At 56.1% G+C, this 12,379-nt stretch carries 9 protein-coding genes and 1 pseudogene; 8 read left to right on the top strand and 2 right to left on the bottom strand.

Annotated elements, in window-relative coordinates; genetic code table 11:
• Positions 1-22: 22 nt before the first annotated feature.
• The 5 genes from H6G53_RS16500 to nadB all read left to right on the top strand — a co-directional run bounded on the left by H6G53_RS16500 (position 23) and on the right by nadB (position 6,777).
• Entirely contained in the window at positions 23-841 is an 819-nt protein-coding gene (locus tag H6G53_RS16500; RefSeq protein WP_199309291.1) for a DUF3120 domain-containing protein, read from the top strand.
• A gap of 140 nt (positions 842-981) precedes the next feature.
• Positions 982-1,980, top strand: a complete 999-nt coding sequence (locus H6G53_RS16495; protein WP_099531807.1) for an adenylate/guanylate cyclase domain-containing protein — start codon at positions 982-984, stop codon at positions 1,978-1,980.
• Positions 1,981-2,400: 420 nt separating this feature from the next.
• A complete protein-coding gene (locus H6G53_RS16490) occupies positions 2,401-3,987 on the top strand; it encodes a B12-binding domain-containing radical SAM protein (RefSeq protein ID WP_099531808.1) in 1,587 nt (528 codons plus the stop codon).
• A gap of 317 nt (positions 3,988-4,304) precedes the next feature.
• Positions 4,305-4,694 carry a photosystem II complex extrinsic protein PsbU gene (psbU, locus tag H6G53_RS16485; RefSeq protein ID WP_099531810.1) on the top strand — a complete coding sequence of 130 codons (390 nt, stop codon included), beginning with the start codon at positions 4,305-4,307 and terminating at the stop codon, positions 4,692-4,694.
• A gap of 382 nt (positions 4,695-5,076) precedes the next feature.
• On the top strand, positions 5,077-6,777 hold the full coding sequence (gene nadB / locus H6G53_RS16480) for an L-aspartate oxidase (RefSeq protein ID WP_242030707.1): 1,701 nt from the start codon (positions 5,077-5,079) through the stop codon (positions 6,775-6,777).
• 23 nt (positions 6,778-6,800) lie between these two features.
• On the opposite strand, the gene trxB is transcribed toward nadB, so the two are convergent.
• Positions 6,801-8,210, bottom strand: a complete 1,410-nt coding sequence (trxB, locus tag H6G53_RS16475; protein WP_099531811.1) for a thioredoxin-disulfide reductase — start codon at positions 8,208-8,210, stop codon at positions 6,801-6,803.
• A 148-nt stretch (positions 8,211-8,358) separates the two neighbouring features.
• On the opposite strand from trxB, the gene H6G53_RS16470 reads away from it, so the two are divergent.
• Positions 8,359-9,531: an aminotransferase class I/II-fold pyridoxal phosphate-dependent enzyme gene (locus H6G53_RS16470; protein ID WP_190534808.1), complete on the top strand. Its 1,173-nt coding sequence runs from the start codon at positions 8,359-8,361 to the stop codon at positions 9,529-9,531.
• A gap of 155 nt (positions 9,532-9,686) precedes the next feature.
• Here H6G53_RS16470 and H6G53_RS16465 read toward each other — a convergent pair whose 3' ends face one another.
• Positions 9,687-10,616, bottom strand: coding sequence for a DUF4349 domain-containing protein (locus tag H6G53_RS16465; RefSeq protein WP_099531813.1), 930 nt, complete (start codon positions 10,614-10,616; stop codon positions 9,687-9,689).
• Between the two features lie 108 nt (positions 10,617-10,724).
• Here H6G53_RS16465 and H6G53_RS16460 point away from each other — a divergent pair, with 108 nt between their 5' ends.
• Positions 10,725-11,600 carry a Tab2 family RNA-binding protein gene (locus tag H6G53_RS16460; protein ID WP_370567851.1) on the top strand — a complete coding sequence of 292 codons (876 nt, stop codon included), beginning with the start codon at positions 10,725-10,727 and terminating at the stop codon, positions 11,598-11,600.
• A 459-nt stretch (positions 11,601-12,059) separates the two neighbouring features.
• Positions 12,060-12,379, top strand: a pseudogene (locus H6G53_RS16455) (photosystem II q(b) protein); the annotation flags it as partial.

Below are 12,379 nucleotides of genomic sequence, written 5' to 3'. Positions count from 1 at the left end.
CAAAGTCGCAGGTTTTCTCATTTTGGTTGCCTATCCCTCCTCTGCCAGCGCCATTACGCCGTTTCGCCGATCGGCTGGCCCCGGTCGTTTGATGTCCGCGAATTTGGCGGCGGATGCCTCGGCTAGTGATTGCCCTGATGAGACAACCCTGATTCCCCCTGCCCCGCCGATCGCCAGCCGATCGCCCGTGGCCTTGGGCTGGATGTTTGTGGCGGGGTTGTTCCTGGTGTCGGGCCCCGTGTTTGTGGAAGCCCCCTTGGTGCGATCGTTTCCCATCCTTTGCACCGCCCTCACCCTGGTTTGGAGCCTGTTGGGGGCCCGGTGGCTGGAGTCGCCCAAGTGGCGGGTTTGGGGCGATCTGTTGGTGGGGTTTAGCTGGAGTTGGCTGGCGGGTTCGCTCTATTGGGGCTGGTTGCGTTGGGAACCCACAGTCCACCTGCCCATGGAGGCGATCGCCCTGCCCCTGGCGCTAATCTCCGTGCGATCGAGCTGGGGACGCATTGGCAGCCTGTTCTATCTCGGCTCCTTGTTGGGAACCGCCATCACCGATAGCTATTTCTATTGCGTGGATCTGATGCCCGCCTGGCGCGAGGCGATCGCCGCCGAAAGTGCCGATCTTCACACCGTTGCCCCGATCCTGCACGGAGCCTTGGCCAAAATGCATACCCCCTTTGGCCTGGGCTGGGCCGCGTTGCTGGCGGGTACGTTGCTGTTTGCTGGCCTGGGCGCGGGTTGGTGGGCCAAGCGATCCGAGGATGCTGGCTGGATGGTGTTTAGTGCGGCCCTGTTGGGCACTCTCTTTGTCGATGGCCTATTCTGGCTGAGTGCCCTGTTTGCCTAATTTGCCTACTCGGCCCCGTTGGCCCCAACCGTGGCGTAGCCCAAAATCTGCACAGGCTGTACGGAGGAGCTGTCAATGGCGGTGTATATTGTGCCGGACTAAAACAACACCTAGTCTCCAGGACTTTCACTTGTGCGCGCGTGGTTACGCTCCAGCCCTGTCCGCATTTAATTCTGAGAACCGAATCCGGCAGCCGGTACTTACCCCTTGTCGGTAGCGCTTGCTGGACGATCGGTCGTAGCCCAGACAATGATTTTGTGCTGGGCGATCCTTGGATCTCGCGCAACCATGCCATGCTCCAGTGCATGGAGGATGGCGCGTTCTATTTGATTGATCTGGGAAGTCGCAATGGTTCCTTCGTGAATGGCCGCCGGGTGAGCATTCCCGTCACCCTGCAAAGCGGCGATCGCCTGACCTTTGGCCAAACGGAACTGGATTTTTATGCGCCCGCCCACGATCGGGACTACAGCACCAGCGATAGTTTTGAATTTTCTGTGACTGCAACGCTCCATGTGCGACGGCTGATCACGATTTTGGTGGCTGATATTCGGAATTTCACGGGGCTGACCCGACAGACGGACGAAAAAGTCCTCTCGGAGGCGATCGGGACTTGGTTTCGCCAAGCGGGCAACATCATCCGTGAATCCGGCAGTTGGGTGGATAAATATATCGGCGATGCTGTGATGGCCGTGTGGATTCACGGGGAACAGGAAGTGAGTCCCCGGGAAGTGCTGCAAATTTTTGAGGCGGTCAATGCACTGCAAAAAATGACCCGCGACTTGCATTTGCACTATCCTTTGCCCTTTCCGTTGCGAATTGGCACCGGGGCCAACACGGGCTATGCCATGGTTGGCAACACCGGCAGCAACGATCGCCCTGATTACACCGCCCTGGGCGACACGGTGAACGCCGCCTTTCGGTTAGAGTCTTGCACCAAGGAATTGCAACTGGACGTGGCGATCGGGAAAACCACCTACCAGTATCTCTGTGCCTTGAATGGCTCTGCCTGCGAGATTTTTCAGGAATATCGCGTAAACCTCAAGGGCTATGACACCGAAAGCGTCACCTATGCCGCCACCTACGACAATCTTGATCGGTTTTTAACCGCCCATCATCGATCCCTGGAACTGGATTTTTAAAATTCAACTTGATTAAAATCCAAATTAAAATCCAATCAATTGCCTCCCTTGACCCAAGTTTGGTCTAACTGGCGAATTGAGATGAAGACCAGGACCGTGTGGAAAATCCTAGGGCCGATCGTTGGTCAATTGTTCTCGATCGAGATTCAAAACTTTGGCCAATCTCCACCAACACCTAGGGATGTAATGTCGGTGCAATCCCATGGGCGCAAACGGTATTACTCAACAGGACCCTAACCATGATTTTGGGCTTCTGTTGCTATAGTGGAATGAAATTTTGTTGGGTTTTGCATCCAAGCAATGGGACAAAGAATCGACTATTGGCAACTATTGGCAAATTTTACTGGCTTGAGTCACTGATTTCTTTCAAACAGCGATCCAAAAAACAACCATAAGGAATGATCATTCCTGGAGTTTTTGATGAACGTCCTGCTGCTATATCCTCTTTTTCCGAAAAGCTTTTGGTCCTTTGAGAAAACCCTAGCCTTGCTCGATCGCAAGGCAATGCTCCCGCCCTTGGGATTGGTGACGGTGGCGGCGCTTTTGCCCCAAAGCTGGAATTTTAAGCTGGTGGATTGTAATGTCCGTGACATCACCGAAGCGGAGTGGGATTGGGCTGATTTGGTGATTTTGTCGGCGATGATTGTGCAAAAAGATGATTTGCTCGATCGCATCAGAGCCGCAAAACAACGGGGCAAACGGGTTGCCGTGGGCGGCCCCTATGCCACGGCCCTGCCGCAGGAAGTGAGCGATGTGGGGGCCGATTATCTGATTTTGGATGAAGGGGAAATTACCCTGCCCCTGTTTGTGGAGGCGATCGAACGAGGCGAGCTAGCGGGCACTTTCCGCGCCAACGGGGTGAAGCCCGACGTAACCGAAACGCCCATTCCGCGCTTCGACCTGCTGGAATTTGATGCTTATGCGGAAATGTCGGTGCAATTTTCGCGGGGCTGTCCGTTCCAGTGCGAATTCTGCGACATTATTGTGCTCTATGGTCGCAAGCCGCGCACCAAAACGCCTCAACAACTCTTGCGAGAATTGGACTACCTGTATGAGTTGGGATGGCGGCGCAGCATCTTCATGGTGGATGACAACTTCATTGGCAACAAACGCAATGTGAAGCTGTTCCTAAAAGAGCTGTTGCCTTGGATGGTGGAGCATCAATATCCCTTCTCCTTTGCCACGGAAGCTTCGGTGGACTTGGCTCAGGATCAAGAACTGATGGATATGATGGTGCAGTGCAACTTTGGGGCTGTGTTTTTGGGCATTGAAACGCCCGATGAGGAGAGCCTGACCCTGACCCAAAAGCATCAAAATACCCGAGATTCCTTGAGCGAGGCGGTGATCGCCATTGCCCGATCGGGCCTGCGGGTGATGGCCGGTTTTATCATCGGTTTTGATGGGGAAAAAGCCGGTGCGGGCGCAAGAATTGTGCAATTTGTGGAAAAAACGGCAATTCCCACCGCCCTGTTCAGCATGTTGCAAGCCTTGCCGGATACGGCCCTTTGGCATCGATTGGAGCGGGAAGGGCGGCTGCGCAGCAAGTCGGCCAACATCAACCAAACCACATTGATGAACTTTGTGCCCACGCGCCCCCTCGAAGACATTGCGCGGGAATATGTGGCGGCTTTCTATGAACTCTACGATCCGGAACGGTTTTTAGATCGGGTTTATCGCCACTTCCGCTTGCTGGGGGAAGCGACCTATCCCAAGAAGGGCAAGGGATCGCGCAAGCCCATTAACTGGGTGACGGTTCGGGCATTGCTGACCATTTGTTGGCGGCAGGGGGCGTTGCGGAAAACGCGCTGGCAGTTCTGGCGCAACCTTTGGAATATGTGGCGGCATAACCCCGGTGGCATCAGCAGCTATCTATCGGTTTGCGCCCAAATTGAACATTTCATGGAATATCGCGAAATTGTGCGATCGGAAATTGAAGAGCAAGTGCAGCAGTTCTTGGCGGAGGAATTGCGCCTGAAGAATAGTCAACGGGCGGAAGCGATGGTTTAAGGCTCGGGAGCCTGTTGGGCCTAAGGGTGGCAGTCAAGAATGGGCGATCGCACGCCCAAAATCTATGCAACAATTAGCTCTCGACTGGCTCTCGCCCGTTTGTCTGTTTGCGAGCAATAGCGAAAAAGGTTGGTGGGGCTTCCATCAGCCCGGTCGCAGGTGGCTCGAAACTTGAGATACTGGTGATATTATTCGACTTTTTCACCAGCGAAGGCCGTTGCCCAGTCTCGGTGCCCATGGGTAACTGAGAGCGAAGCGCGATCGCGTTGGTGGTTCCGCCATGATTTGCTGTGTCTTGTAAGGAGGTACCGGTTCTCATGAAACGGTTTGTTCGCCTGGTATTTGCGATCGCCCTGGTCGCGCTCACGTGGATTGGCGCGGGCTATCCTCAGGCTGCATGGGCTGAAGCATCTTTAAACAATGCCGATGCCAAGTTGGCGACGGAATTTGGCAAAAAAATTGATTTGAACAATACCAATATCAGCAACTTCAAGGCTTACCGGGGTCTGTACCCGACGTTGGCGCAAAAGATTATTGCGAATGCGCCCTACAGTGCGCCGGAAGAAGTGCTGAAGATTGGCGGCCTGAGCGATCGGCAACAGAGCCTTTTAAAGGATTACTTGGATGCGGGCACCTTCACGGTGACGGAACAGGATCCGATCTTCAATGAAGGGGATCACCGCATTAACGATGGCGTTTACAAATAACGTTAGGTTGCCCCTGATTGGTTTCCAAGACTAATCAAAGGGCTAATCAAGGGTTCCGGTGATCGCAATATTGCCACTGGAACCGAAGATAGTGACTCACCCCGCCCGATGATCGGCTTGGCCGGTTTGATTGCTCCATCGGGTTTGGGGCCCCGCACTCGGAATTCCCGTATCCGGAATCCGTGAACTAGATTATTAAAGGCGATTGCGCAGCGGTGGTTTAGCTCCCGGCGCGATCGCCTTTTGCTTAAATCTGGTTGAATCTCGTTAGGTCTCGGGCAGTGATCCGAGACATGCAGCGTCTGTTGCGGCTTGGCGGCGGTGATCGCTGGCTGTGGCGCTTTTGCTTGGCAATCCCACGATTTTTAGCTTTCTGTGCCCAATGATGCATGACCCTTTGCCGGCTGTGGAAATTGAGCGCCCAACGGTCGATCGCTTTGATGTGATCGTGGTGGGTTGTGGGGCGGCGGGGTTATATTCAGCCCTCTGTTTACCGGCTGAGCTGTCGGTGGCGGTGGTGACCAAGGCCACGGTGTCGCGATCGGCGAGTGATTGGGCCCAAGGGGGGCTGGCGGCGGTGACGGCTCCCGATGATTCGGTGGCGTTGCATGTGGCCGACACGCTGGCGGCAGGGGCGGGCCTGTGCGATCGGGTGGCGGTGGAATTTTTGGTGGCGGAAGCGCCGGCCTGCGTGGCGCAGTTGGTGGAACTGGGGGTGGCGTTCGATCGCGATCAGGGACAGTTGGCCGTCACCCTGGAGGCGGCTCACTCCCGACGGCGGGTGCTCCATGCGGCGGATGCAACGGGGCGAGCGGTGGTGAGTGCCTTGGTGGCGCGGGTGTTGGAGCGATCGAACATTACGGTGCTGTCGGAAACCCTGGCGATTGACCTGTGGCTGACCCCCGATCGACAAAGTTGCCAAGGAATTGCCTGTTTGCAGGAAGGGCAACTGCGGTGGCTGGCGGCCGGAGCCACGATCTTGGCCACGGGCGGCGGCGGCCAGGTTTTTGCCCACACCACCAATCCCAGCGTTAGCACGGGCGACGGCGTGGCCATGGCCTATCGCGCTGGGGCCGTGCTGCGCGACTTGGAATTTGTGCAGTTTCACCCCACGGCCTTGGATATTCCCGGCGCACCGCACTTTCTCATCAGCGAGGCGGTGCGGGGTGAGGGGGCCCACTTGGTGGATGACCAAGGGCGGCGGTTTGCTTTTGATTTTCATGAAGCGGGAGAGTTGGCCCCGCGTGATGCAGTCAGTCGGGCCGTCTATTCCCACTTGCAACGGCATGGGGGCGATCGGGTGTGGTTGGACTTACAACCCATTCCCGAAGCGCAAATTTTGCACCGGTTTCCCAATATCTTGAAGGCTTGTCGTGATTGGGGCATCGATCCGCTGCGGGAGCCGATTCCCGTGTCGCCCGCGGCCCACTATTGGATGGGGGGCATTGCGACCGATCGAGCCAATTGCACCTCCTTAGGGGGGCTATATGCCGTGGGCGAAACCGCCAGCACCGGGGTGCATGGGGCCAATCGCTTGGCCAGTAATTCCTTGTTGGAATGCATTGTGTTTGGGGCCCAGTTCCGAAACTTGACCGTGGCCCAAGGGTCGGTACTGCCGATCGAGCGGTGCTTGTCGCTGCCGACCATCGCCTTTGAGCCATCGCCGGACTTGGCGCACTGGCGAAATTATTTGCCCAAGCTGGTTTGGAGTGCGGCGGGCATTTGTCGCAAATCATCGACCCTGATCGACGCGATCGCCCAGTTGCAAGCGGCCCAATCCACCCTGCGCAACTTGCCGATTCAACAATTGTTGACCCAATTGCAGCCGGGTGAAACCTGCCAAATTTTGGACGATCGCGCAATCTCGGCGGTACATCAGTGGGTGGAAACACGCAACTTGCTGGATGTGGCCACCTCGTTGCTGGAGAGTGCCCTGTTCCGAACGGAAAGTCGCGGCGGTCACTATCGAGTGGATCACCCCAACACGGATCCAGCTTGGGCTTGTCACACCCTGTTGCAGGGGAACAAGCGCTGGATTTCCCAATCGGGTTTGGGCGATCGCACCAGTCTCCCTTGGGTCTGATCGTTCGATCGCCTTATGGCAACTTAGCTCAGGAGTTGGGCGATCGCCTGGCGATACTCACTCTTTTGCTTCACGCCGCGAAACTCCGCTGCCTTGGCCTTGTTGTGGAAAATCATCACCGTTGGCGTTCCGGTGACCCCCGCCCCTTCGGCAATTTGTGGCTCATCCTTCACATCCACCTCCACAAAGTGGATTTGCCCCTCAAATTCATCCACCACCTTATCCAGCATGGGCTTCAGGATGTGGCAAGGGCCGCAATCGGGGGCAACGAACTTCACCACCAAGGGGCGATCGGTCTCGTGGTAAAGCTTGCGAACCGCGTAGCCGCCAAAGTGGCGTGTGGCTTGTGGATTGAAAGTTTCTTCCGTATCCGCCACGATCGGCTTGTCTTCGGTCACGGAGGCCGCCGTTGGCTCGGTGCTGTCGCGCTTCACCTCCTGGGCCAAGCCCTGAGCCGAAAGCCACCGTTCCGCCAACAGGGCCGCTGCGCAACCGGTTCCGGCCGCCGTGATCGCTTGCCGATATTCATGATCTTGCACATCACCGGCCGCAAACACCCCTTCCACGCTGGTTTCCACGCTGTGGGGACGGGTTTTGATATAGCCCACCTCGTCTAGGTCAAGCTGCCCCACAAACAAATCGGTGTTGGGTTTGTGCCCGATCGCGTAGAACAAACCACGGGCGGCGATCGTTGATTCTTCGCCGGTTTGCTGGTGCTGGACCCGTAGGCCGGTCATGCCCGTTTCGTCCCCCACCACATCGATCGCGGTGGTGTGCCAATGAACCGTGATCTTGGCATTGGCCAACACCCGGTCTTGCATGGCCTTGCTGGCCCGCATTTTGTCCGATCGCACCAACAAATGCACCCGTGAGCCATATTTCGTCAGGTACATCGCTTCTTCGGCGGCCGAGTCGCCCCCACCAATCACCACCAGCTCGGCGTTTTGGAACATGGGCATGGCTCCATCACAAATGGCGCAGGCGGAAATGCCCCGGTTCCAAAATTCCGTTTCGCTGGGCAGCCCCAGCCGCTTGGCCGTGGCTCCGGTGGCAATGATGACGCTGTGGGCTCGCAATTCCCGATCGGTCGATCGCACCACAAAGGGCCGCTGGCTCAAGTCCACAAAGGTGACATCTTCCGTCACCACCTCCGTGCCCCACCGTTCCGCCTGGGCGCGCATCCGATCCATCAATTGTGGGCCCGTGATGCCCTCCGGGAAGCCGGGGAAATTTTCCACTTCCGTGGTGGTCATCAGTTGGCCACCGGGCAGACCGCCCGCCTGGAAGCCCGCAAACATAAAAGGTTTCAAGTTGGCACGAGCGGCATAGATGGCAGCCGTGTAACCGGCGGGGCCGGAACCGATGATCACGACATTTTCAACGGTGTTGGGTGCAGAAGCGGCGCTGGTCATGGATGCTTTATCTAAACTCATACCGACTATGAATAAAATAGCATAGTCAGAATTCCGTTGCCATCCCAGCAATTGATTCAGCAGTGTAGGCATTCGTTCAGGTATTGATTAACCCTTGCCCCGTTGCTTCAAGGCAGGAAGGATGTCACCCTAAAATCAATGTGATGGTGTGGTGTGCGTGGTGAGTAACGTTCCTGCGTTTAATCTAACGGAGCAATTTCCGCAAATTCGCGACGAAGTGAATGCGGCGGTCTTGGAGGTATTGGCTTCCGGTAAATACATTGGCGGCGCGGCGATCGAGTCCTTTGAGCAGGATTTTGCCCGCTATGTGGGTACGGAATTCTGTGTGGCCTGTAATTCCGGAACCGATGCTCTGTATTTGGCGTTGCGGGCCCTGGGTGTTGGCCCGGGGGATGAGGTGATTGTGCCGCCTTTCACCTTCATTGCCACCACGGAAACCGTGAGCGCAGTGGGTGCGGTTCCGGTGTTTGTGGATGTGGATGCGGAGACCTTTAACCTGGATCTGGACGCGGTGGAACGGGCGATCGGGCCGCGCACCAAAGCGATTATTCCCGTACACCTGTTTGGCCAGCCGGTGGATATGGAGCGGCTGATGACGATCGCCCGGGCCAGCAACCTGTGGGTGATTGAAGATTGTGCCCAGGCCACGGGAGCAAAGTGGGGCGATCGACGGGTGGGCAGCATTGGCCACGTGGGTTGCTTTAGTTTCTATCCCACCAAAAATTTGGGCGCTTGCGGCGATGGCGGGGCCATGACCGTGAACGATCCTCAACTGGCGGCGGATTTGCGGATGTTGCGGGAGCATGGCCAGCGCCAACGCTACTACCACGAGGCGATCGGGGTGAATAGTCGCCTCGATGCCATTCAGGCGGTGATTCTGCAAATTAAGTTGCGATCGCTCGATCAGTGGAACCAACAGCGCACCGCGATCGCCCAGCGCTATCAACAGGGTCTCGCCGGTTTGCCGGGCCTGCGTTTGCCCCAGGCGATCGCTGGTGGAACTAGCGTTTGGAATCAATACACAATCCAAGTGGGCGAGGGCAGCGCTGGCCCAGAACTGCGCGATCGGTTGCGGCAAGCCCTGCAAGATCGCGGTGTGGGGACAGCGGTTTACTATCCTCTGCCGCTGCACCTACAAGCGGTCTACGCCAACTTGGGCTATCAGCCGGGATCTTTGCCCGTTTCCGAGCAATTGGGCCATTGTGTCTTGTCCTTGCCCATGTTCCCAGAGCTGACCCCAGAGCAACAGGATCGCGTCATCAACGACCTGCGAGAGGTGTTGACTGCGGTTCCTTTGCCGACGAACTGTGTCGGGGTTTAGGGCAAGCGATTAACCAATGCATTGATTGGCAAATGCATTGACTGACAAACCCATTGATTGGCCAATAAATCCATGAATAGGTGAGTGAATAATCGATGAATTGATGAATCAAGGACTGTGAATGAGTCGTGAATTGGTCGTGAATTGGTCGTGAATTAATGGTTGGCGGATTGATTTTGGGCCCGCCGAAGGGCCCAGCGGCGCATTGCCCAAATGCCCAGCCCGAACAGTAACCAATAGGGGGTGTAGGCCAACAGCCACAGGGTGATTTGCAAGAGGCCGATCGTGACTTGACCCACCGATTGCGTCGCCTTACCCCAGGTTTCCGCCAACTGGGCCGTAATGGGGTTGGCATCGGCCAAACCAGCCACGCTCTGTTCGATCGTTAAGTTCACGGTGGAATAGGCCACGCGGGTGCGCAGATTTTTCAGTTGGGCTTCAATTTGCTCAATCTGTTGGCGAGTTTGGCTGACCTGTTGATTCACCGCCAAAATGTCGCGCACGGAGCCAGATTTTTGCAGCAAGGCGAGCAAGCTGTCTTCGGTGCGGCGCAAGTTGCGTAACCGGGCATCGGCATCCACCAGTTGATCAGTCACGTCTTCCGCTTGCATGGCTCGGTTTTGCAGGTAACCCAATTGGGTGACGGCGGCCACGGCGCGATCGAGTTGGTTGGCGGGAACCCGAAACTGTAATTCTGCGATCCGGCTGGTGTCGGTGCGGCGATCGTTGAGACTAATCACATCGCCCTGATTTTCCTTGACGATCGCTTGGGTGGCTTCCAGGGCTTTGGTGACCGAATCTGCCTTCAGGGCCAGGGTGACGGTTTTGATCAGTTGCGGTTGGGCGATCGGGCTGGGGGGCGACTGCGCATTGGCCGCCAAATCGCTATCGTTGGGGGCTAATGCCTGGCGCTCTTGGCCGCCCGCTGCGGGAGCCATGGCCTCGGGCATGGGTGCGGCGGCTTTGTTGGCCATGCTGCCCCCGCCACAGCCGGTTAACGCAACGCCCAACAGAAGGGCCCACAGGGGCGATCGACTGTTACGGGTCACTTGGGGAGAATTCACCAGCACCAACGATCGAGCCATGGAAGTTGCCTGCTCTGTGTGTTTCAGACTTTGGGGTTCAAACTTGTTGTGCTTCCGACGGTTTCAGCGATTAATCAACCAATTAATTAACCAATTACAGATTAACCAGTGACAAATCAACCGGTGACCAATCAACCCATCAATCAACAAATTTGGGAAGTCGATTTTTATCGTCGGCCCATGACCGACACCGCAGGGCAACCCCTTTGGGAATTAGTCCTGTGCGATCGGTCCCAAACGTTTGTGTTTCGAGATGTTTGCCCCCAAAGCTCGATCGACACCAATTGGTTAACGGAGCGGCTGGTGGCGGCTATGGGTGACAATGCTACCCCGCCCGATCGGCTCTGTGTGTTTCGGCCCCAATCCCTGAGTTTGGTGGAAGCGGCGGCTTCGCGGTTGGGTTGGCCCGTGACCGCCACCCGCCGCACCCAAGCGCTGAAGGATTGGTTGCAAAAACGGGCGATCGAGTCCACCCTGCTCGACCCGGCCACCGGTCAGCCTTACGATCCCTTGGCGATCGATTCGCCGCCACCTTTGCCCCTGGCGGACTCGCTATGGGGGGATTCTTGGGGGTTTGCCAGTTTGTCGGCGGAGGTGTTGGCTCGGCAGTTAGCCCAGCGGCCCATCCCCTACGGCGATCGCCCTTCGGAATTATTTCCCGATCGCCTGGGATTGTCTGCCAAGGCTCCTATTCCCGGGGTTGTGGTGAACGGTGGGCGGCGATCGCGTGCGTTGGCCCAATGGCTCAATGGTGTGCAGCCCGTTGCCCTCAGCTTCGTGCCCGGCGAGCCGGATGGGGTAATCTTGGAAGCCGGCCTGTGCGATCGATGGATTTTAGCCACCAGCCAAGATTCGGAATTGCGCCAAGCTGGCCTCGCGTTTGAGTCTCGAAAGTCCACCGTGCGCCACCTGCACTTCTTGCTTATTCAACCGGATAATTCCGGCATGACCTATACGGGGCTTTGGTTTTTGCAACCTGCCTGAGCTGATCACTGCTCGGTGACGGCGAGGGATTGACCTGCCGGATCGTTCGGTTTTGCTCAATTTCAATCTTGTTCAATCGTGTTTGATCAAATGCGCCTAATTAAACACGCCTAATCAAACGCACTTCATTAAAAAACTTGTTCAAACGCGCTCGATCGCCGTTGATCACGCGCGATCGGCTTAGTATCACGAGCTGCGTTCGATCGACTCTCTCCGTTGTGCGGCATTGCTTTGTAACAATTTCTTTAGATTCATTTACATTGCTTATTATTAATTTTACGAAACTCAATCGTTGTTTGTTTTACTTTAAATTCAATCAAGCTTTTTCATAAAAATATATTCAACTTCGTGGACGTTACGGAAGGTAAGTCTCTAGGATCTAAAAAGCAATTTGGATTGACATAATTCATCAATTTCCAATTGCCTCATTTCCATTCTTCAACACGGATTCATTTACAAATGACTGCAACGATCACCCGTCAAGGTGGTAGCAGTTGGGATCGCTTCTGCGATTGGATCACCAGCACCAACAACCGGATCTATGTCGGTTGGTTTGGTGTGTTGATGATCCCCAACCTGCTGACCGCAACCATCTGCTACATCATCGCCTTCATCGGCGCTCCCCCGGTTGACATCGACGGCATCCGCGAACCCGTGGCTGGTTCGCTGCTGTACGGAAACAACATCATCTCTGGTGCTGTGATCCCCTCGTCGAACGCCATCGGTTTGCACTTCTACCCCATCTGGGAAGCTGCTTCCTTGGATGAGTGGCTGTACAA

Source organism: Limnothrix sp. FACHB-406, assembly GCF_014698235.1.
Classification (GTDB): Bacteria; Cyanobacteriota; Cyanobacteriia; order CACIAM-69d; family CACIAM-69d; genus CACIAM-69d.
This window is presented reverse-complemented; position numbering and strand designations above follow the sequence as displayed.

Excerpts from the sequence above, each read along its gene's own strand:
- H6G53_RS16490 (WP_099531808.1), top strand. The coding sequence starts at position 2,401 with ATGAACGTCCTGCTGCTATATCCTCTTTTTCCGAAAAGCTTTTGGTCC.
- psbU (WP_099531810.1), top strand. The coding sequence starts at position 4,305 with ATGAAACGGTTTGTTCGCCTGGTATTTGCGATCGCCCTGGTCGCGCTC.
- nadB (WP_242030707.1), top strand. The coding sequence starts at position 5,077 with ATGATGCATGACCCTTTGCCGGCTGTGGAAATTGAGCGCCCAACGGTC.
- trxB (WP_099531811.1), bottom strand. The coding sequence starts at position 8,210 with ATGAGTTTAGATAAAGCATCCATGACCAGCGCCGCTTCTGCACCCAAC.
- H6G53_RS16465 (WP_099531813.1), bottom strand. The coding sequence starts at position 10,616 with ATGGCTCGATCGTTGGTGCTGGTGAATTCTCCCCAAGTGACCCGTAAC.